Origin of the sequence: Pseudomonas sp. AF03-9 (genome assembly GCF_020515815.1) — a bacterium.
In the GTDB taxonomy this organism is placed as follows: Bacteria; Pseudomonadota; Gammaproteobacteria; order Pseudomonadales; family Pseudomonadaceae; genus Aquipseudomonas.
Map to the genome: position 1 here is coordinate 646,739 of NZ_JAHPJF010000001.1, position 19,966 is coordinate 666,704.

General features: G+C 57.1%; 20 protein-coding genes. 3 read left to right on the top strand and 17 right to left on the bottom strand.

From position 1 onward, the window contains the following. Window positions 1-106: 106 nt before the first annotated feature. From LIY36_RS02930 to mnmG, 13 genes are all read right to left on the bottom strand, one after another. On the bottom strand, window positions 107-523 hold the full coding sequence (locus LIY36_RS02930; RefSeq protein ID WP_003177061.1) for a F0F1 ATP synthase subunit epsilon: 417 nt from the start codon (window positions 521-523) through the stop codon (window positions 107-109). Between the two features lie 44 nt (window positions 524-567). Continuing rightward, entirely contained in the window at window positions 568-1,944 is a 1,377-nt protein-coding gene (gene atpD, locus LIY36_RS02935) for a F0F1 ATP synthase subunit beta (RefSeq protein WP_003177062.1), read from the bottom strand. A 27-nt stretch (window positions 1,945-1,971) separates the two neighbouring features. Continuing rightward, entirely contained in the window at window positions 1,972-2,832 is an 861-nt protein-coding gene (gene atpG / locus LIY36_RS02940; protein ID WP_010565870.1) for a F0F1 ATP synthase subunit gamma, read from the bottom strand. Window positions 2,833-2,882: 50 nt separating this feature from the next. Next, window positions 2,883-4,427: a F0F1 ATP synthase subunit alpha gene (gene atpA / locus LIY36_RS02945; protein WP_192298124.1), complete on the bottom strand. Its 1,545-nt coding sequence runs from the start codon at window positions 4,425-4,427 to the stop codon at window positions 2,883-2,885. Between the two features lie 21 nt (window positions 4,428-4,448). Continuing rightward, entirely contained in the window at window positions 4,449-4,985 is a 537-nt protein-coding gene (locus LIY36_RS02950; RefSeq protein WP_017528669.1) for a F0F1 ATP synthase subunit delta, read from the bottom strand. A 12-nt stretch (window positions 4,986-4,997) separates the two neighbouring features. Next, entirely contained in the window at window positions 4,998-5,468 is a 471-nt protein-coding gene (locus LIY36_RS02955; RefSeq protein WP_008439543.1) for a F0F1 ATP synthase subunit B, read from the bottom strand. A gap of 56 nt (window positions 5,469-5,524) precedes the next feature. Beyond that, on the bottom strand, window positions 5,525-5,782 hold the full coding sequence (atpE, locus tag LIY36_RS02960; RefSeq protein ID WP_002555987.1) for a F0F1 ATP synthase subunit C: 258 nt from the start codon (window positions 5,780-5,782) through the stop codon (window positions 5,525-5,527). Window positions 5,783-5,916: 134 nt separating this feature from the next. Then, window positions 5,917-6,786: a F0F1 ATP synthase subunit A gene (gene atpB, locus LIY36_RS02965; protein WP_192298125.1), complete on the bottom strand. Its 870-nt coding sequence runs from the start codon at window positions 6,784-6,786 to the stop codon at window positions 5,917-5,919. A 16-nt stretch (window positions 6,787-6,802) separates the two neighbouring features. Beyond that, window positions 6,803-7,210 (bottom strand): F0F1 ATP synthase subunit I, encoded by a 408-nt coding sequence (locus LIY36_RS02970; protein WP_010565865.1) that lies wholly within the window; start codon window positions 7,208-7,210, stop codon window positions 6,803-6,805. Window positions 7,211-7,358: 148 nt separating this feature from the next. After that, window positions 7,359-8,231 (bottom strand): ParB/RepB/Spo0J family partition protein, encoded by an 873-nt coding sequence (locus tag LIY36_RS02975; RefSeq protein WP_016970690.1) that lies wholly within the window; start codon window positions 8,229-8,231, stop codon window positions 7,359-7,361. A gap of 9 nt (window positions 8,232-8,240) precedes the next feature. Continuing rightward, on the bottom strand, window positions 8,241-9,038 hold the full coding sequence (locus LIY36_RS02980) for a ParA family protein (RefSeq protein WP_017736233.1): 798 nt from the start codon (window positions 9,036-9,038) through the stop codon (window positions 8,241-8,243). 18 nt (window positions 9,039-9,056) lie between these two features. Beyond that, on the bottom strand, window positions 9,057-9,701 hold the full coding sequence (gene rsmG / locus LIY36_RS02985) for a 16S rRNA (guanine(527)-N(7))-methyltransferase RsmG (protein ID WP_192298126.1): 645 nt from the start codon (window positions 9,699-9,701) through the stop codon (window positions 9,057-9,059). Continuing rightward, window positions 9,698-11,590 (bottom strand): tRNA uridine-5-carboxymethylaminomethyl(34) synthesis enzyme MnmG, encoded by a 1,893-nt coding sequence (mnmG, locus tag LIY36_RS02990; RefSeq protein ID WP_192298127.1) that lies wholly within the window; start codon window positions 11,588-11,590, stop codon window positions 9,698-9,700. Before mnmG ends, rsmG begins: the two co-directional genes overlap by 4 nt. Before the next feature lie 562 nt (window positions 11,591-12,152). Here mnmG and LIY36_RS02995 point away from each other — a divergent pair. The 3 genes from LIY36_RS02995 (at window position 12,153) to LIY36_RS03005 (ending at window position 16,132) form a co-directional block, all read left to right on the top strand. Further along, on the top strand, window positions 12,153-12,659 hold the full coding sequence (locus tag LIY36_RS02995) for a sigma-70 family RNA polymerase sigma factor (protein WP_226454755.1): 507 nt from the start codon (window positions 12,153-12,155) through the stop codon (window positions 12,657-12,659). Further along, complete coding sequence (locus LIY36_RS03000) at window positions 12,659-13,603, top strand: FecR domain-containing protein (protein ID WP_226454756.1); 945 nt, start codon at window positions 12,659-12,661, stop codon at window positions 13,601-13,603. Before LIY36_RS02995 ends, LIY36_RS03000 begins: the two co-directional genes overlap by 1 nt. A 198-nt stretch (window positions 13,604-13,801) precedes the next feature. Then, the gene (locus tag LIY36_RS03005) at window positions 13,802-16,132 is read left to right on the top strand and encodes a TonB-dependent siderophore receptor (RefSeq protein WP_442962205.1); all 2,331 of its coding nucleotides are present in this window, start codon (window positions 13,802-13,804) and stop codon (window positions 16,130-16,132) included. 19 nt (window positions 16,133-16,151) lie between these two features. Here the strand turns inward: LIY36_RS03005 and mnmE are convergent, their stop codons facing one another. From mnmE to rnpA, 4 genes are all read right to left on the bottom strand, one after another. Next, window positions 16,152-17,522 carry a tRNA uridine-5-carboxymethylaminomethyl(34) synthesis GTPase MnmE gene (gene mnmE, locus LIY36_RS03010; protein WP_226454758.1) on the bottom strand — a complete coding sequence of 457 codons (1,371 nt, stop codon included), beginning with the start codon at window positions 17,520-17,522 and terminating at the stop codon, window positions 16,152-16,154. Between the two features lie 79 nt (window positions 17,523-17,601). Continuing rightward, window positions 17,602-19,305 (bottom strand): membrane protein insertase YidC, encoded by a 1,704-nt coding sequence (gene yidC, locus LIY36_RS03015; protein ID WP_226454759.1) that lies wholly within the window; start codon window positions 19,303-19,305, stop codon window positions 17,602-17,604. A 2-nt stretch (window positions 19,306-19,307) separates the two neighbouring features. After that, a complete protein-coding gene (gene yidD, locus LIY36_RS03020; RefSeq protein ID WP_192298133.1) occupies window positions 19,308-19,553 on the bottom strand; it encodes a membrane protein insertion efficiency factor YidD in 246 nt (81 codons plus the stop codon). After that, window positions 19,546-19,950: a ribonuclease P protein component gene (gene rnpA, locus LIY36_RS03025; RefSeq protein WP_226454760.1), complete on the bottom strand. Its 405-nt coding sequence runs from the start codon at window positions 19,948-19,950 to the stop codon at window positions 19,546-19,548. The genes yidD and rnpA overlap by 8 nt, the downstream gene beginning before the upstream one ends. Between the last annotated feature and the right edge of the window lie 16 nt (window positions 19,951-19,966).

The window sequence follows — 19,966 nt, forward strand, 5'->3', positions numbered from 1 at the left end:
GGCGGTCCGGCGTCAGACCAAAGAAGTGTTTTGCAAAAAAAGAAAAAGGGTAGCCGAGGCTACCCTTTTTAATCAAATCACACATGAAGCATGACGGCTGGGCCGCTTACTTCTTGCGGATCTGCTGGAGCGTGCGCAGCTGGGCTGCAGCCTCGGCCAGACGTACAGCAGCAGCGCTGTAGTCGAAGTCCGCACCCTTTTCATTCAGGGCCTTCTCAGCAGCCTTGACGGCTTCCTGAGCGGAGGCTTCATCCAGGTCGCCAGCACGTTGCACGGTGTCGGCAAGTACCTTGACCATGTTCGGCTGAACCTCGAGGAAACCACCGGAGATGTAGAACACCTCCTTTTCCCCGCCTTGCTTGGTCAGAGTGATCGGACCTGGCTTCAAGCTGGTGATCAACGGCGCGTGACCCATGGCAATACCAAGGTCACCGAGTTCGCCGTGTGCAATCACCATCTCTACCAGACCGGAGAAGATTTCCCCTTCCGCGCTGACGATATCGCAATGGACTGTCATAGCCATCTGATTGCCTCAACCTGATGAGCGCCCGTTTCCGGGCGCTTGGATTACAGTTTCTTGGCTTTCTCGATCGCTTCTTCGATGCCGCCGACCATGTAGAACGCTTGTTCTGGCAGGTGGTCGTAGTCACCGTTGAGGATGCCTTTGAAGCCAGCAATGGTGTCTTTCAGGGAAACGTATTTACCCGAGGCACCGGTGAAGACTTCAGCCACGAAGAACGGCTGCGACAAGAAGCGCTGGATCTTACGAGCACGGTTTACCAACTGCTTGTCGGCTTCCGACAGCTCGTCCATACCCAGGATCGCAATGATGTCCTTCAGTTCTTTGTAACGCTGCAGCACGTACTGAACGCCGCGAGCGGTGTCGTAGTGCTCCTGGCCGATCACGTTCGGGTCCAGCTGGCGCGAAGTCGAGTCGAGTGGATCGACCGCTGGGTAGATACCCAGGGAAGCGATGTCACGGGACAGAACGACGGTGGCGTCCAAGTGGGCGAAGGTGGTCGCTGGCGACGGGTCGGTCAAGTCATCCGCAGGTACGTATACCGCTTGGATCGAAGTGATCGAACCTTCCTTGGTCGAAGTGATACGTTCTTGCAGAACGCCCATCTCTTCAGCCAGGGTCGGCTGGTAACCTACTGCCGAAGGCATACGGCCCAGCAGTGCGGATACTTCAGTACCGGCCAGGGTGTAACGGTAGATGTTGTCGACGAACAGCAGAACGTCGTTACCTTCGTCACGGAACTTCTCGGCCATGGTCAGGCCAGTCAGTGCTACGCGCAGACGGTTTCCCGGCGGCTCGTTCATCTGACCGTAAACCAGTGCCACTTTGTCCAGAACGTTGGAGTCCTTCATCTCGTGGTAGAAGTCGTTACCCTCACGAGTACGCTCACCCACACCGGCGAACACGGAATAACCGCTGTGCTCGATGGCGATGTTACGGATCAGTTCCATCATGTTTACGGTCTTGCCTACACCGGCACCACCGAACAGACCGACTTTACCGCCCTTGGCGAACGGGCAAACCAGGTCGATAACCTTGATGCCGGTTTCCAGCAGGTCGTTGCCGCCAGCTTGTTCGGCGAACGAAGGTGCTGGACGGTGAATGCCCCAGCGCTCTTCGGTGTCGATCGGGCCAGCTTCGTCGATTGGGTTGCCCAGTACGTCCATGATCCGGCCCAGGGTCGCTTTACCGACCGGTACGGAGATGGCTGCGCCAGAGTCGATAACGTCCAGACCGCGCTTCAAGCCTTCGGTGGAGCCCATCGCAATGGTACGAACTACGCCGTCGCCCAGCTGTTGCTGAACTTCCAGAGTAGTTTCCGCGCCTTGTACTTTCAGCGCGTTGTAGATGCTCGGTACGCTGTCGCGTGGAAATTCCACGTCGATAACGGCGCCGATGATTTGAACGATACGTCCGCTACTCATAGCTGGATCCTCTGAATATTTGAACCGTTAAACCGCGGCAGCGCCGCCGACGATTTCCGAGATCTCTTGGGTGATCGCAGCCTGACGCGCCTTGTTGTAGATCAGCTGCAAATCGCTGATCAGATCACCGGCGTTGTCGGTAGCGTTTTTCATCGCGATCATCCGCGCCGCTTGTTCAGCTGCGTTGTTCTCGACCACCGCCTGGTACACCTGCGACTCCACGTAGCGCACCATCAAGCCGTCAAGCAGCTCTTTGGCGTCTGGTTCGTAGAGGTAGTCCCAGTGGTGCTTGAGTTCCTGATCCGGAGTCGCCACCAGTGGAATCAATTGCTCCACGGTTGGCTGCTGGGTCATGGTGTTGATGAACTTGTTGGATACCACGGAGAGGCGGTCAATCCGGCCTTCCAGGTACGCATCCAGCATCACCTTCACACTGCCGATCAAATCATTGATCGACGGCTCTTCACCCAGGTGGCTGATAGCTGCTACGACGTTGCCGCCGAAGTTACGGAAAAAGGCCGCACCCTTGCTACCAACAACACACAGATCGATCTCGACGCCGTTTTCGCGGTTTACCGCCATGTCCTTGACCAGGGCCTTGAACAGGTTGGTATTCAAACCACCGCACAAACCACGGTCACTGCTCACAACCACATAACCGACGCGCTTAACTTCGCGGTCGATCATGAACGGGTGGCGGTATTCCGGGTTGGCGTTGGCCAGATGCCCAATTACCTGGCGGATACGCTCCGCATAAGGACGGCTAGCAGCCATGCGCATTTGTGCCTTGCGCATTTTGCTGACCGCCACTTTTTCCATGGCGCTGGTAATTTTTTGCGTGCTTTTGATGCTCGCAATCTTACTGCGAATCTCTTTTGCGCCTGCCATGTAACACCTATCAGGTTAGCAAGCGGGAGCCTTGCGGCTCCCGCTGCGGCTTACCAGGTTTGGGTGGCCTTGAACTTCTCGATACCGGCTTTCATGCCAGCGTCGATATCGTCATTGAAGTCACCCTTCACGTTGATCTTCGCCATCAGTTCGGCGTGATCGCGGTTGAAGTAAGCAATCAGCGCTTGTTCAAAGCTGCCGACCTTGGCGATTTCAACGTCGGTCAGGAACCCACGCTCAGCGGCATACAGCGACAACGCCATGTCAGCGATCGACATTGGGGCGTATTGCTTCTGCTTCATCAGCTCGGTAACGCGCTGACCATGCTCAAGTTGCTTACGGGTCGCTTCGTCCAGGTCAGAAGCGAACTGGGCGAATGCCGCCAGTTCACGGTACTGAGCCAGAGCGGTACGGATACCACCGGAGAGCTTCTTGATGATCTTGGTCTGAGCGGCACCACCCACACGGGATACCGAAACACCGGCGTTCACTGCAGGGCGGATGCCCGAGTTGAACATGGCCGATTCCAGGAAGATCTGACCGTCGGTGATGGAAATCACGTTGGTCGGAACGAACGCGGAAACGTCGCCAGCCTGGGTTTCGATGATCGGCAGTGCGGTCAGGGAACCGGTTTTGCCGGTCACTGCGCCGTTGGTGAACTTCTCTACGTACTCTTCCGAAACGCGGGATGCGCGCTCCAGCAGACGGGAGTGGAGATAGAACACGTCGCCTGGGTAGGCTTCACGGCCTGGTGGACGGCGCAGCAGCAGGGAAATCTGGCGGTAAGCCACTGCTTGCTTGGACAGATCGTCATAAACGATCAGCGCGTCTTCACCGCGGTCGCGGAAGTATTCACCCATGGTGCAACCGGAGTACGGTGCCAGGAATTGCAGCGCAGGAGATTCCGAAGCACTGGCAGCCACGATGATCGTGTTGGCCAGGGCGCCGTTTTCTTCCAGCTTGCGAACCACGTTGGCGATGGTCGATTGCTTCTGACCGATGGCTACGTAGACGCAGAAAATGCCGCTGTTCTTCTGGTTGATGATCGCGTCGATCGCCAGGGCGGTCTTACCGATCTGACGGTCACCGATGATCAGCTCACGCTGGCCACGGCCGACTGGGATCATGGCATCGACAGCCTTGTAGCCAGTCTGTACAGGCTGGTCTACCGACTTACGCCAGATCACGCCTGGAGCAACTTTCTCGACCGCGTCGGTCTCGGTGTTGCCCAGTGGACCTTTACCGTCAACAGGGTTACCCAGTGCGTCGACTACGCGACCCAGCAGTTCCTTACCAACCGGAACTTCCAGGATGCGGCCAGTGCACTTGGCGCTCATGCCTTCAGCCAGACTGGTGTACGCGCCCAATACAACGGCACCTACGGAGTCTTGCTCCAGGTTGAGGGCCATACCGTAGACGCCGCCCGGAAACTCGATCATCTCGCCGTACATTACGTCGGCCAGACCGTGAATCCGCACGATGCCGTCAGATACGCTGACGACAGTGCCTTCGTTACGGGCTTGGGAGGTCACATCGAGCTTGTCGATGCGGCCCTTGATAATTTCACTTATTTCGGAAGGATTGAGTTGCTGCATTGCTCTGCTGCCCCTTCAAACTCAAGATTTCAATGCTTCGGCAAGATTCGCGAGTTTGCCGCGAATCGAGCCATCGATAACCAGGTCGCCGGCGCGAATGACAACACCCCCAATGAGGGATGGGTCTTCCGCAACTTGCAGGCGCACTTCCCGGTCGAGTCGTGCACTGAGAACCTTGGCGAGTTTGTCTTGCTGTTCTTGGTTCAATGCAAAAGCACTGGTCACTTCAACGTCTACCGATTTCTCTTGCTCGGCCTTGTACAGGTCGAACAGAGCGGCAATCTCCGGCAGAAGCAGGAGACGGTCGTTTTCGGCAATGACGTTGATGAAGTTCTGTGCCTTCACATCAAACTTGTCGCCGCACACTTCAATAAAAGTGGCGGCCTTGTCTGCGCTCGTCAGTCGCGGGGCCTTGAGCACGCGCTGCATGGTGTCGTCTTGCGACACTGCTGCAGCCAGGCCGAGCATGGCTGACCAAGAGGCCAGCTGCTGGTGGGCCTGGGCGTGCTCGAAGGCTGCCTTAGCGTAAGGTCGGGCCAACGTGGTCAATTCTGCCATGATCGCCCTCGCTTAAATTTCAGCAGCCAGTTTGTTAACCAGCTCCGCGTGCGCGTTTTGATCGATTGTGGCACCCAGGATCTTCTCAGCACCGCCAACGGCCAGAGCACCCAGTTGGGCACGCAGCGCGTCTTTGACACCGTTCAGTTCCTGCTCGATCTCGGCCTGAGCCTGAACCTTCACACGGTCAGCGTCGATACGGGCTTTTTCAACAGCCTCTTCAACGATCTGGTTACCGCGTTTCTTGGCTTGCTCAATGATTTCGGCTGCTTGAGCTTTCGCTTCGCGCAGTTGTTGACCCGCTTTATCTTGGGCCAACTCCAGGTCGCGAGCTGCTCGTGCTGCAGCGTCCAGCCCATCCGCGATCTTCTTCTGACGTTCGTGCAGAGCTGCGATGACCGGAGGCCATACGAACTTCATGCAGAAAACGACAAAAATCAAGAACGCTAAGGACTGACCAATAATGGTTGCATTAATGTTCACGCCAATACCTCGCTCATTCGTTGCACAACACACCAATCACTCGAAAAGACGAGTGATTAACCGGCGAGTTGACCAACGAAAGGGTTCGCGAAGGTGAAGAACAGAGCGATACCAACACCGATCATGGTCACGGCGTCGAGCAGACCGGCGACGATGAACATTTTAACTTGCAGCATTGGAACCATTTCTGGCTGACGCGCTGCGCCTTCCAGGAATTTGCCGCCCAGCAGGCCGAAACCAATGGCAGTACCCAGGGCGCCCAGGCCGATCAACAGTGCAACAGCGATAGCGGTTAGACCAACTACAGTTTCCATCTTTCCTCCCGACTTTTACGTCGTATGGTTTAGGTTTTTTAGATTTTAAAGCGGTAAAACAAATCGTTTCATAGCCCGGTAGGGCCTACCTTCCCGTTTTACCGGGAAGGACATCAGACTAGTCGAGACTGGTCTTAATGGTTCTCTTCGTGCGCCATCGACAGGTAGACGATGGTCAGCATCATGAAGATGAAGGCCTGCAGGGTGATGATCAGGATGTGGAACACAGCCCACGCCCACTGCAGAACAATGCCCAGGCCGCTAAGCCAGAGCAGGCCGCTGCCGAACATCACAGCGATCAGAATGAACACCAGCTCGCCGGCATACATGTTGCCGAACAGTCGCAGAGCCAGGGAAATAGGCTTGGCAACCAGAGTCACGAATTCCAGCAGGAAGTTCACCGGGATCAGCAGCGCTTGAACGAAGATGTTCTTGCTGCCGAACGGGTGCAGGGTCAGTTCGCCGATGAAGCCGCCGATGCCCTTGATCTTGATGCTGTAGAAAATGATCAACGCGAATACCGACAGGGCCATGCCCAGGGTAGCGTTAGGGTCCGTGGTGGAAACCGCACGGAAAGGAATGTGGTGATCGCCGGAGATCAGGATGGCCAGCTGAGGAATCCAGTCGACCGGGATCAGGTCGACGGCGTTCATCAGGAACACCCAGACGAAGATGGTCAGCGCCAGCGGTGCAATCACCGGGCTACGGCCATGGAAGCTGTCTTTCACGCTGCCATCGACGAATTCGACCAATACTTCAACGAAGTTCTGCAAAGCACCTGGCTGACCGGAAGTCGCCTTCTTTGCCGCCATGCGGAAAATGAAGACGAAGATCAGACCCAATGCGACCGACCAACCCAGAGTGTCCAGGTGGAAAGCCCAGAAGCCCATTTCTTTGGCCTCTGCTGCGGAGTGGGCAAAGCCCCAGCCGCCATTAGGAAGCTGACCGAAGGTCAGGTTCTGCAAGTGGTGCTGGATATAGCCCGAAGCGGTTGTTTCTGCCATGGTTGCCTCAAACGCCCTAAGGTTTCGAAAGTCTTGTTTTCATTAGCAGGGGAGCGAACCAGCTGACCAGTTGGGTCAACACGAAGACGCCGAATACAGCCAGCGGCGCCAATGGCTTCACACCTGCAAAGGTCAGTGCAAACAGCACTGCCGTCAAAATCAGTTTCCCTGCTTCGCCGGCATAAAATGACCGGACGATCGCCTGGGCTGCTCGGGCGCCGGAAAACCGAAAGGCCCTGTGAGCAAAATACATATTGGGCAGCAAGGCTATCAGGCCTCCGCAGAGTCCTGAATATCCGGCTACGACTCCATGCCAGTACCAAAGCGCCAAAGCGGCGATCAGCAAAATGACAAATTGAGCCAATAAAACCGGAAATACGGCCAAGCGATGGAACGGCAACGTGTTTGGCGTGCGGGTTTCCATCACTCTTGCTCCTCAATGGTCGGCTGCCGGAAATCAATAACTTGGCATAATTTGTGCCGACAAAATGCGCGCAGAGTATAGGGGCGGTTCTGCCCCTATTCAACTGTCGGGTAGTGATTTCCGATCACACGCTACATAAGCAAATGTTTCAGCGGATGTGGGCAAGGACGCCCTGAAGCTCATCGAGAGAGTTATAGCCGATGACCAATTGGCCTTTGCCCTTCTTGCCGTGGCGAATTTGCACCGCAGAGCCCAGCCGCTCGGCCAGGCGCTGTTCAAGACGGGCAATATCCGGATCAGGTTTGGCCGTTTCGACCGGTGCAGGTTTGCCACTCAACCACTGGCGAACCAGGGCCTCGGTCTGACGAACGGTGAGCCCTCGTGCGACAACGTGTCGCGCCCCTTCAACCTGTTGATTTTCGGGCAAACCGAGCAAAGCGCGGGCATGCCCCATTTCCAGGTCGCCATGGGACAGCATGGTCTTGATGACTTCCGGCAGCGCGATCAGGCGCAGCAAGTTGGACACGGTCACGCGGGACTTGCCCACGGCCTCGGCCACTTGTTGCTGGGTCAGCTGGAATTCCTGCTGCAAACGCTGCAACGCGATCGCTTCTTCGATCGGGTTGAGGTCTTCACGCTGGATGTTCTCGATCAAGGCCATGGCGATAGCGGTTTCATCCGGCACATCGCGGACCATCGCCGGGATGGTCTCCTTGCCGGCCTGCTGGCTGGCACGCCAGCGGCGTTCACCGGCAATGATTTCAAAACGTCCGCCACCGATCGGGCGGACCACGATCGGCTGCATCACGCCCTGGGCCTTGATCGAATTGGCCAGTTCTTCCAGCGCCTGGGGGTCCATGTCCCGGCGTGGCTGGTATTTGCCGCGCTGGATCAGGTCCAGGGGCAGGTGCTGCAGCTCGCGCTCGTCGGCCTGCACCGCTTGTTCTTCAAGCGATGTGACGGTCGGACCACTCAACAGTGCATCCAGTCCACGTCCGAGACCTCGTTTCTTGACGGCCATGGGGATTCCTTAAGTTGGCTGGGCTGCAGCGGTGCGTGAGTTGCGGCGTTGACGACGAACCATCTCGCCGGCCAGGGCCAGGTAGGCAATGGCGCCACGCGAGGATTTGTCGTACGCCAGCGCGGGCATGCCGTAGCTTGGCGCTTCGGCCAGACGGATGTTGCGCGGGATAACTGTGTCGTAGAGCTGGTCGCCAAAGTGTTCCTTGAGCTGCGCCGACACATCGTTCATCAGGCTCAGGCGCGGATCGAACATCGTGCGCAGCAGACCTTCGATCTGCAGGTTCGGGTTGAGCAACTCAGCGATACGCTTGATGTTATCCACAAGGTCGCTCAAGCCTTCCAGCGCGTAGTACTCGCACTGCATGGGGATAATCACCCCATCGGCGGCCACCAGTGCGTTCAGCGTGAGCATCGACAGCGACGGTGGGCAGTCGATCAAGATGTAATCGTAATTCTCGCGGATCGGCGCCAGGGCGCTGCGCAGACGGCTTTCTTTCATCTGCATTTCCAGCAGCACCACTTCCGCCGCGGTCAAGTCGCGGTTGGCCGGCAGCAGTTGATAACCGCCGTGTTCGGAAAAGTGCATGGCCTGGGCCAGGTCGCACTCGCCGATCAGCAAGTCATAGACCGAGTTTTCCAGGCCGTGTTTATCCACACCGCTACCCATGGTGGCGTTGCCCTGTGGATCGAGATCGATCAACAGCACCCGGCGCTTGGTGGCGACCAGGGATGCTGCGAGGTTGATGCAGGTGGTGGTTTTGCCCACGCCACCTTTCTGGTTCGCTATCGCGAATACCTTAGCCATTCTTGCTTGTGTTCCCAATCATGCCGTGCGGCGCAGTATCAGCAGATGGCGTTGGCCTTGGCAACCGGGTACGGCCAAGGCGTGTTCGCTATCGAGGTGGAAGTCTGCCGGCAATGCTAACAGCTCGTCGCTTGGATGGACGCCCTTCATTGCCAGCCAGCGGGTGTCACGGTCGCCCAGGTGGCGAGTCCAGTTGCTGAAGTTGTCCATGCTGCTGAAGGCCCGGGAAACAATTCCGTTGAAAGGCTGTTCAGGCGTGAAGGCTTCGACGCGACTGTGGATAACTTGCAGGTTATCCAGCTTGAGTTCGAGTTTGACCTGGGTCAGGAAGCGGGTTTTCTTGCCGTTGCTGTCCAGGCAGGTCACTTGCGACTCGGGAAACAGGATGGCCAGGGGAATGCCCGGCATGCCGCCGCCACTGCCGACGTCGAGCCAGCGGCCGTTTTCGATAAACGGCATCACACTCAAGCTGTCGAGCAAATGACGCGAAACCATTTCGTCCGGATCGCGCACTGCGGTCAGGTTGTAAGCCTTGTTCCATTTGATCAACAGGGCCAGGTAGCCCAACAGCAATTCGTGCTGGGCCGGGGTCAGGTCGACACCCAGCTGGCGCGCACCTGTGGATAACTCTTCGGCATGTTGCGAGGTGACAGACGAACTCAAGCGCTTTGCTCCAACTGACGGCCCGCGCCGCGTTTTTTCAAATGAATCATCAACAGCGAAATGGCTGCCGGGGTCACACCGGGGATACGCGAAGCCTGGCCCAGGGTTTCCGGGCGAGTTATCCCCAGCTTGCTTTGGATTTCTTTCGACAGCCCGGAAATCCCGGTGTAGTCGATGTCCACAGGTAGCTTGGTATCTTCGCTGGCGCGCAGACGAGCGATTTCGTCCTGCTGACGGTCAATGTAACCGGCGTATTTGGTCTTGATCTCGACTTGCTCGGCGACCTGTGGATCTTCTGCGCCACCGCCCGTCACTTCGACCAGACCAGCGTAGTCGATTTCCGGACGGGAAAGCAGGTTCAGCAGGTTGTACTCGTGGGTCAGCGGCGTGCCGAATTTTTCGGCAATTGCGTCGCCCTGCTCGGTACCCGGGCGAACCCAGGTACTTTTCAGACGCTGTTCTTCCAGCGCAATGCTTTCGCGTTTTTTGCAGAAGGCTTCCCAACGCGCGTCATCGACCAGGCCCAGCTCGCGACCTTTTTCGGTCAGGCGTAGGTCGGCGTTGTCTTCGCGCAGGATCAGACGGTATTCCGCCCGGGACGTGAACATCCGGTACGGTTCCTGGGTACCGAGGGTAATCAGGTCGTCAACCAGCACGCCGATGTATGCCTCATCGCGACGCGGGCACCAGCTGTCTTTGCCCTGCGCGCGCAGCGCAGCGTTGGTTCCGGCCAGCAAACCCTGGGCGCCGGCTTCTTCGTAACCGGTGGTGCCGTTGATTTGGCCGGCGAAGAACAGGCCGCCGATGACTTTGGTTTCGAGGCTGTACTTGAGGTCACGCGGGTCGAAGTAGTCGTACTCGATGGCGTAGCCCGGACGCACGATGTGTGCGTTTTCCATGCCGCGAATCGATTGCACGATCTGGATCTGCACGTCGAAAGGCAGCGAAGTGGAAATGCCGTTCGGGTAAAGCTCGTGGGTAGTCAAACCTTCGGGCTCGATGAAGACCTGATGGCTTTCCTTGTCGGCAAAGCGGTGGATCTTGTCTTCGATCGACGGGCAATAACGCGGGCCGATGCCTTCGATCACCCCGGAATACATCGGCGAACGGTCGAGGTTCGCAGCAATGATTTCGTGGGTACGGGCATTGGTATGGGTAATCCAGCAGCTCACCTGTTTCGGATGCTGCTCTTTGGAGCCCATGAACGACATCACAGGTATCGGCGTATCACCGGCTTGTTCGGTCATCACCGAGAAATCCACAGAACGCCCGTCGATACGCGGCGGGGTCCCGGTTTTCAGGCGACCGACACGCAGCGGCAATTCACGCAGGCGTTTTGCCAGGGCAATCGACGGCGGATCACCGGCGCGACCACCGGAATAGTTCTGCATACCGATGTGGATAAGTCCGCCCAGGAACGTACCAGTGGTCAACACCACGGATTCTGCGAAGAAACGTAGGCCCATCTGGGTGACAACACCGCGCACCTGGTCCTGCTCGACGATCAGGTCGTCCGCGGCCTGTTGAAATATCCACAGGTTCGCCTGGTTCTCCAGGGTTTCGCGCACAGCCGCCTTGTACAGGATGCGGTCGGCTTGTGCCCGGGTAGCACGCACTGCCGGGCCTTTGCGGCTGTTGAGCACGCGAAATTGAATACCACCCTTGTCGGTAGCCATGGCCATCACGCCGCCGAGGGCGTCGATTTCTTTGACCAAGTGGCTTTTGCCGATCCCGCCAATGGCGGGGTTGCAACTCATGGCACCGAGGGTTTCCACGTTGTGCGTAAGCAACAGGGTTTTTACGCCCATACGTGCTGACGCCAGTGCTGCCTCGGTACCGGCATGACCGCCGCCGATGACGATCACTTCAAAACGGGAAGGGAAATCCACCACGCACCTCGTGCCTGCTTATGTAGGTAATCAGGAATTGTCTGTTGAAAGAGATTTAGAGCTTTGGCGGCAAGTATAGGGACTTAGCCCTTCCTAAAGAACCCTTTGCACAAAATTTAACCAGCTGTGGATGAATCACAGACAATAGAAATTAAAAGAGAGAAATTTATTAAATCTTTGTTTTTATGTTTATTTCTACTGAGCCACATTTCTGTGGATAGATCTCTACAGGCCTTTATTTACTTTGTGTACAGCGATTCAAAAGTCTGTGGTCATGTGCCAATGAGGCCGTTGGATAAGTGCTTTAAGCCTGTGGATTAAACAGGTGGTTATCCACAGATGGGTTTATCTTCAGTTTTCAGGCCCTGTTATCAACTGGGCACAGGGGCGGTTATTCACAGGGCTTAATCCACAGAAACAGACGAATCGCGGCATATTTGGCGCATGGGGAAGCCACCGAAATCTTTCGATTCGATGAGAGTTCTGGAAAAAGAGACCTATTGTGAGAAACCATAGTGCAGTTAATAATAGCGATTATCATTAACCTGTCCTGTCGCGCCCTATGTCCCCTCCTTCACACATGGCCGCCGTCCAACACATCTACGAGCAGCACCACTCGTGGTTGCATGGATGGCTCAAAGGCAAATTGCATAACGCCTGCGATGCGGCCGACGTGGCACACGATACGTTCGTGCGTATTCTGGGTGGACGGCATGCGGCACAGATCCTGGAGCCGCGAGACTATCTGGCGACCATCGCACGGGGCTTGGTGATCGATCGTTATCGCCGCCACGCCATCGAACAGGCCTACAAACAAAGCCTGGCCGAACGCCCTGAAACCTTCGCAATCAGTGAAGAAGACAAGGCAATCATCATCGAAACCCTGGTGGCTGTGGATAAAGCCCTGTCTGGCCTGGGGGAGCGAGCACGTCGGATTTTCATGCTGTCACAAATACAGGGCCTGACTTATCAACAGATCGCCGATCAACTGCAGGTTTCCCTGACCACTGTGAAAAAGCACATGATCCGTGCGCTGACCGAGTGCGCGCTGATCATGGCCAGCCTCTGATGTCCGCCCCCGACCGCAAAGCCTTCGAGGCAGCCGCCAGTTGGTATGTGCAGTTTCAGGCACAGCCGCCGACCCCTAGTGAACGACATGCCTGGCAACAATGGCTCAATGGCGATCCTTCCCACCAGGCCGCGTGGAACCAGATGGAACGGTTACAACGCAGCCTCGGTGCCCTGCCCCAGGACGTTAGCCACCGCGCATTGTCGACCCTCGAACAACGGCGACAGGTGCTCAAGTGGATGCTGGTACTTGGCGGTACGGGGTATGTCGGCTGGAACGTTCAGCAACACACTGACCTGCGGAATATCTGGGCCGACTACCGTACGACCGTGGGCGGCCGGCGGCGTATCGAACTGGCTGACGGCACACGGATCGATCTCAATACCAGCACCGCCATTGATGTGGCATTCGATGGGCGCCAGCGTTTGATTCGCCTGCGCGAAGGTGAAGTACTTATCAACACCGGCAAGTCGGGTGGGCAGACACCGTTCTATGTTGAAACCCGCCAAGGACGGGTGCAGGCATTGGGGACGCGATTTACCGTGCGCCAACTGGCGGGCTCCACACGAGTCGGTGTGCTGGAGGACAAGGTGAACATCTCGCCTGCGGATCAGCCTGAACACAGTCGATTACTTGGCGCCGGCGAAAGCGCTGACTTCGATCGACAAAATGTCGGACCCAACCAACGCTATCTTCGTGCACAGACCGCTTGGGTCGACGGCCAGTTGGTCGTCTTGGACGCACGGCTCGGTGACGTCATCGACGAACTCGCCCGCTATCGATCCGGTGTCATCAGATGCGATTTGGCCTCGCAACACCTGCGCGTTTCCGGGGCTTTCCGACTGGATGCCACCGACGCAGTGCTGGCTAACCTGCAGGCGACATTGCCGATCCAAGTGAAGTACTTCACCCGTTATTGGGTGTCGGTGCAGCGAATCGGCTGACTGAAAAATAATCCACAAGGGGGTTATCTTTTTTCAATCTGTCGCGGCCCTACAGGTAATTACGACGCAACCTTCAGGGCTTACCCACACATGCGCCTTCCTACCCAGCTTCGCCAGCGACTGTCCCGCCACGGCTTTTCATGCGGTTTACTGTTAAGTACTGCCAGTGCCGTCGGTGTTTTCCTGCCTACCTGTGTGATGGCCGCGAGCGCGACGCAGCACTACAGCATTGCCGCTGGCCCGCTGGATAACGTCTTGAGCCAATTTGCCGCCAGGGCCAATGTCATTCTCTCTTTCTCCCCGCAACAGACTGCGCATTTGCGCAGCCCTGGATTGGATGGGGATTACTCAACAGAACAGGGTTTTGCACTGTTACTCCGCGAATCTGGCCTACAGGCCGTCGCGCAGGCGCCTGACAGTTATGTATTACAAGCCGCGCCGACCGGGGAATTGACGTTGGCGCCTACCACCGTCAGTACTTATCAACAGGGTGGTTTTTATCAGGAGATTGCCGGAGACGTCGGTTACAAAGCGCAAAACAGTCGAATTGGCACCAAGACCAGTACGCCTCTGTCAGAAACGCCGCGTTCTGTATCGGTGGTCACCGGCCAACGTATCAAGGACCAGAAATCCCAGACCCTGACTGAAGTCCTCGGTTATGTACCCGGTATCTTCGCGCCGCCCTTTGCCGCAGGCGATGGTCTGGCGGGTGACCTGTTCTTCATTCGCGGGTTTAACGCCACCGATTACGGCTACGGCTTGCTGCGCGATGGCCTGCGCGTACAAGGCAATCGGTACGACACCACCAGCGAGCCCTATGGCCTGGAGCGTGTGGAAATCTTCCGGGGGCCCTCTTCCCTGCTCTACGGCGAAAACGCCCCCGGCGGCCTGGTGAATCTGGTGAGCAAACATCCAACCGCCACGCCACAGGGTGAGGTGCAACTGGGTTACGGTTCGAATAACCGCCGCCAATTGGGTGTGGATATTTCCGGCCCACTCACTGACGCCGGCAATATCCTGGGGCGCGTGGTGATGCTTGGTCGCAAGTCCGACACCCAGACCGACCATGTGCCAGATGATCGCCTCTACATTGCGCCGTCCCTGACCCTGAATTTCGACGATTACAACACCCTGACGCTGTTGGCCAACTACCAGAAAGACCACACCAACCTGGAACTCGGCCTACCCGCCGCCGGCACTTTGCTGACCAATCCGAATGGGAAATTGTCCAAGCATACCCTGCTCGGCGATCCGGACTGGAACACGTTTGAGCGGGAAGCCTGGAGCACCGGATACGAATTCAGCCACAGCTTCAACGACGAATGGCAGTTCCGCCAGAACTCGCGTTACATGCAGTCACGCATCAACCGTCATGAGACCTGGCCCGGAGAGTTGAACAACCGCGGCTTCGGCACCCAGTTGAACATGAATGCCTACGACCGCTACAACAAGTCGATGGTGTATTCCCTGGATAACCAGTTGGAGGGGAAATTCCAGCTGGGCGACCTGGAAAATACTGTGCTGTTCGGCGCGAGCTACGATCGCACCTCGTTCAACCAGGACTGGGACGCCGGGTTTGCCGGGACCATCAATGTGTATAACCCGGTGTACCTGCGCGAACCGACCACACCGCTCGCCATCCAGAACACCTTGCTGGAACAGCAGATGAAAGGGGTTTATGCACAGATCCAGAGTAAGTATGACCACTGGTTGTTCTTGCTCGGCGGCCGTCAGGACTGGGTCGACAGTGATTTCCGCGACAAGGTGAAGCCCTCGACCGACTCCAGCACCACGGAACAGAAGTTCACCTACCAGGGTGGCGTGATGTACCAGTTCGACAACGGCCTGACGCCCTATGTCAGCTATTCCACAGCATTCGTACCGGTGCAGCAGATCTCGGTGGCGGGCTCACCGCTCAAGCCGATCACCAGTCGCCAATACGAAGTGGGTGTGAAGTACGAGCCGATTGGCTGGGATACGGCGATGACATTATCGGTGTATGACTTGCGCAAGCAGGACGATACCTACCTCGACTCCACCACCAACACGTACCGCCAGGTGGGTGAAAGCCGTGCCAAAGGTGCCGAGGTCGAGATCAACAGCAACATAACGCCCAACCTCAACGTGACAGCGGCCTACACCTATACCGATGCACGGATTACCAAGGATTTCGCCGGTTCGCTGGTAGAGGGGCGCCAGATGACGGGTGTTCCGCGCAATCAAGCCTCGGTGTGGGGTAAATATCGCGTCCTCGATGGCCAGCTCAAAGGCCTGTCCTTTGGTGGCGGTGTGCGTTACTTCGATAGCGCGTTTTCCTACAGCAAGCCGAGCTTGTACGGCAAGCTCGACCCTGGAAGCGTCACATTGGTGGATGCGGTTGTGGGTTATCAGATCGACCCGCACTGGTCGGTGGACCTGAACGCCAAGAACCTGTTCGACAAGGAATATGTGTCGGGTTGCAACGATGCGGGGCGTTGCTATTGGGGTGACAGCCGTACCTTGCTCGGTACGGTGTCCTATAACTGGTAAACCGCTGTGGATAACTCGGCTATTTGCCGATGCAGAAACTGGAAAAGATCCGTCCCAACAAATCATCGGAGCTGAATGCGCCGGTGATTTCCCCCAACAGCTGCTGCGCCTGGCGTAAATCTTCGGCCAGCAGCTCTCCGGCACCCGCCAGGGTCAACTGCGCGCGACCATGCTCCAACGCCGCGCTTGCATGGCGCAACGCCTCCAGGTGCCTGCGGCGCGCGCTGAAGCTGCTTTCGGAGGTCTGCTCGTAGCCCATGCAGGCCTTGAGATGTTCGCGTAGCAACTCGAGGCCATCACCCGCCGACTTGGCGCTCAAGCTGATAGTGACGTGGCCATCCTCGCTGGTTTCCATGGCAATCGCCTCACCCGTGAGGTCGGCCTTGTTACGGATCAACGTGACCTTGGCCGGGTCCGGTCGCTGTTCGAGGAATTCAGGCCACAGTGCAAAAGGATCCACAGCTTCAGGCGCGGTGGCATCCACAACCAGCAACACGCGGTCTGCTTCACTGATGGCTTTGAGCGCCCGTTCCACGCCGATCTTTTCCACCTGGTCATCGGTATCACGCAAACCGGCAGTGTCGACCACGTGCAACGGCATGCCATCGATGTGGATATGTTCACGCAGGATGTCGCGGGTAGTGCCGGCGATCTCGGTGACGATAGCTGCTTCGCGCCCGGCCAGGGCGTTCAGCAGGCTGGATTTGCCCGCATTCGGGCGCCCCGCGATAACGACCGTCATGCCATCACGCAGCAAGGCGCCCTGCCCGGCTTCGCGCAGCACTGTGGATAACTCTTCACGGACTTTATCCAGCATCGCCAATACGTGGCCATCGGCAAGAAAGTCGATTTCCTCTTCCGGGAAATCAATCGCTGCCTCGACATAGATGCGCAGGCTGATCAATTGCTCGGTCAAGTTATGCACACGCAGGGAAAACGCCCCCTGCAACGAGCGCAGCGCATTGCGCGTCGCCTGTGCAGAACTGGCCTCGATCAAATCGGCAATCGCCTCGGCCTGGGCCAGGTCGAGCTTGTCATTCAGGAACGCACGCTCGCTGAACTCCCCCGGCCGGGCCAATCGGCAACCCAATTGCAGGCAGCGTTGCAACAGCATGTCCAGCACCACCGGGCCACCGTGGCCCTGCAATTCCAGGACATCCTCGCCGGTGAACGAATTCGGCCCCGGGAAGTAAAGCGCCAGGCCTTCGTCCAACACACTGCTGTCAGCATCCAGGAACGGACCGTAATGGGCATAACGCGGTTTCAGCTCCCGCCCGCTGATGGCTTGGGCCGCCACGCCAGCGAGTGGCCCGGAAATACGCACAATACCGACGCCGCCGCGACCTTGAGCGGTAGCGACAGCAGCGATGGTTTCACGAGGAGCGCTCATCGGCAGGTTCCAGAACAAAAGTGACGGAAAGCAAAACGCCCCACTAGGGGGCGTCTTGAGTGGTTATCCACAGAGTAAATTACGCCTCGGCTTTTTTGGTAGCCGCTTCGATTTTACGCGTGATGTACCACTGTTGAGAGATCGACAATACGTTGTTGACCACCCAGTACAGCACCAGACCAGCTGGGAACCACAGGAAGAAGAAGGTGAAGATGATTGGCATCATTTTCATTACCTTGGCCTGCATCGGGTCCGGCGGAGTCGGGTTCAGACGCTGCTGGATGAACATGGTCGCGCCCATGATGATCGGCAGGATAAAGAACGGGTCTTTGATCGACAGGTCAGTAATCCACAGGATGAACGGCGCCTGACGCATTTCCACGCTTTCCAGCAGAACCCAGTACAGCGACAGGAACACCGGCATCTGTACCAGAATCGGCAAGCAACCACCCAGCGGGTTGATCTTCTCTTTCTTGTACAGCTCCATCATGGCCTGCGACATTTTCTGCCGGTCATCACCATGCTGTTCTTTCAACGCGGCCAGTTTCGGGGCCACGGCACGCATGCGCGCCATCGACTTGTAGCTGGCTGCCGACAGTGGGAAGAAGATCCCCTTGATCAGCATGGTCAAGAAGATGATCGAGAAGCCCCAGTTGCCGACGATGCTGTGGATATGTTGCAGCAGCCAGAAAATCGGTTGGGCAATGAACCACAGGATGCCGTAGTCCACAGTCAGTTCCAGACCTGGGGACAACTCTTTGAGTACAGCCTGGCTTTTCGGCCCGGCGTACAGAGTGGCGCTGGTTTCAGCCTTGGCACCTGGTGCGACGGTCAACGCCGGGCCAGTGTAGCCAATGATGTAGTTGCCTTTGGTGTCCTTGCGCGCCGCGACCAGGTTGTTCTGGCCAGGCTGGGGAATCCACGCGGTCACGAAGTAGTGTTGCAGCCATGCAACCCAGCCACCGTTCACGTTGTAGGTGATCGGCGCCTTTTGCTTGTCTTCGGCTACCTTGTCGATATCTTTCATCGACACTTTTTTGTACGGCTCCGAACTTGTCCACAGGGCAGCGCCCAGGTAAGTCGCGGTGCCAGTCGCGGTGCTGGAAGACGGATCGGAGCTGGCATCACGCTTGAGCTGGGCAAACATCGCACCGGTCCAAGGTTGAGCGCTCTGGTTGTCGATCAGGTAGGTGACAACAATGTCGTACAGGCCGCGTTTGAGTGTGAACCGCTTGATGTAGTTGACGCCGTCCTTGCTGAACTTCAAGTCAACGACCAATTGGTCCTGGCCATCGGCCAGTTGATAACTCTTCTTCTCCGAGGAGAAAACCGGACGACCGGTAGCGCTTGCATCGGGACCGTTGGTGCCGATCAAGCCACTTTGAGCCTGGTAAACGCGCTCGCCACCGTTATCGAACAACTGGAATGGAATTTCCGGGTGATCCTGACGGCGTGGGTACAGCGGAAGTGTCAGCTTGGCAACATCGCCACCTTGCGGGTCGATAGCCAGGTCCAATACATCCGTTTTGACCTGGATGAGGTCCGTGCTAGCGGCAACTGGCACTTCGGCAGGGGCATTGGTTTCGCCCGCGGCACGTGGAATGTCATCACTGGCGGCAGTGTTGGTGCCACTCACTGTATCGGGAAGCCCCGCTGGAACAGCATTGGCAGCAACATTCTGAGTCGGCAGGGCAGCTTGGCCGTAGTCCTGGTTCCACTTAAGGACCATGACGTAGGACACGATTGCCAGGGCGACGATCAGGATCGTGCGTTTAATATCCATGATTACTCGGCCATCGAAGAAGAACGGGAGGTAGGGATAGGTGGAACCGGGTCATAACCACCGGCATTCCACGGATGACAGCGACCTAAACGACGAAAGGTCAGCCAGCCACCGCGCAGAAGACCATGATTTTCTATGGCCTCTAACGCGTAGCAGGAACAACTGGGGTAGAAACGACAGTGGTTGGCCATCAGAGGACTAATGGCATAGCGATAAAACTGGATCGGAACGATTGCCAGTTTACGCATCAAGGCTGTCTACCCCTACAGTTTCGGTGCTGACTGCTGGTGCTGGCTTGCTGGTGCGAGCCAAACGTTTCCAGAGCTTGCCGAAATGCTGAATCAATTCGGGGTTTTCTACATCCCCCAAGCCTTTGCGCGCGACGATAACAATATCCCAACCAACCAGAGTGTCCTGGTGGAGGCGAAACGATTCGCGCATCAGACGCTTGAGGCGATTGCGCTCAACGGAGAGCTTTACGCTCTTCTTGCCGATCACCAACCCGAGACGGGGGTGATCCAGATCGTTGTTACGCGCAAGGAGCAGGAGATTTTTCCCCGGAACCTTGCCGGTGGGGGAGTCAAAGACTGCCTTGAAGTGCCGGGGGGTAAGCAGACGCTTTTCCCGACTGAAGTCCTGACTCACCGCAGGTACCGGATTA

Excerpts from the sequence above, each read along its gene's own strand:
- LIY36_RS02980 (WP_017736233.1), bottom strand. The coding sequence starts at position 9,038 with ATGGCTAAGGTATTCGCGATAGCGAACCAGAAAGGTGGCGTGGGCAAA.
- LIY36_RS02950 (WP_017528669.1), bottom strand. The coding sequence starts at position 4,985 with ATGGCAGAATTGACCACGTTGGCCCGACCTTACGCTAAGGCAGCCTTC.
- LIY36_RS02975 (WP_016970690.1), bottom strand. The coding sequence starts at position 8,231 with ATGGCCGTCAAGAAACGAGGTCTCGGACGTGGACTGGATGCACTGTTG.
- mnmE (WP_226454758.1), bottom strand. The coding sequence starts at position 17,522 with ATGAGCGCTCCTCGTGAAACCATCGCTGCTGTCGCTACCGCTCAAGGT.
- LIY36_RS02970 (WP_010565865.1), bottom strand. The coding sequence starts at position 7,210 with ATGGAAACCCGCACGCCAAACACGTTGCCGTTCCATCGCTTGGCCGTA.
- LIY36_RS02995 (WP_226454755.1), top strand. The coding sequence starts at position 12,153 with ATGTCCCCTCCTTCACACATGGCCGCCGTCCAACACATCTACGAGCAG.
- atpG (WP_010565870.1), bottom strand. The coding sequence starts at position 2,832 with ATGGCAGGCGCAAAAGAGATTCGCAGTAAGATTGCGAGCATCAAAAGC.
- LIY36_RS02930 (WP_003177061.1), bottom strand. The coding sequence starts at position 523 with ATGGCTATGACAGTCCATTGCGATATCGTCAGCGCGGAAGGGGAAATC.
- yidC (WP_226454759.1), bottom strand. The coding sequence starts at position 19,305 with ATGGATATTAAACGCACGATCCTGATCGTCGCCCTGGCAATCGTGTCC.
- atpB (WP_192298125.1), bottom strand. The coding sequence starts at position 6,786 with ATGGCAGAAACAACCGCTTCGGGCTATATCCAGCACCACTTGCAGAAC.
- LIY36_RS03000 (WP_226454756.1), top strand. The coding sequence starts at position 12,659 with ATGTCCGCCCCCGACCGCAAAGCCTTCGAGGCAGCCGCCAGTTGGTAT.
- atpD (WP_003177062.1), bottom strand. The coding sequence starts at position 1,944 with ATGAGTAGCGGACGTATCGTTCAAATCATCGGCGCCGTTATCGACGTG.
- atpA (WP_192298124.1), bottom strand. The coding sequence starts at position 4,427 with ATGCAGCAACTCAATCCTTCCGAAATAAGTGAAATTATCAAGGGCCGC.
- yidD (WP_192298133.1), bottom strand. The coding sequence starts at position 19,553 with ATGCGTAAACTGGCAATCGTTCCGATCCAGTTTTATCGCTATGCCATT.
- LIY36_RS03005 (WP_442962205.1), top strand. The coding sequence starts at position 13,802 with ATGGCCGCGAGCGCGACGCAGCACTACAGCATTGCCGCTGGCCCGCTG.
- atpE (WP_002555987.1), bottom strand. The coding sequence starts at position 5,782 with ATGGAAACTGTAGTTGGTCTAACCGCTATCGCTGTTGCACTGTTGATC.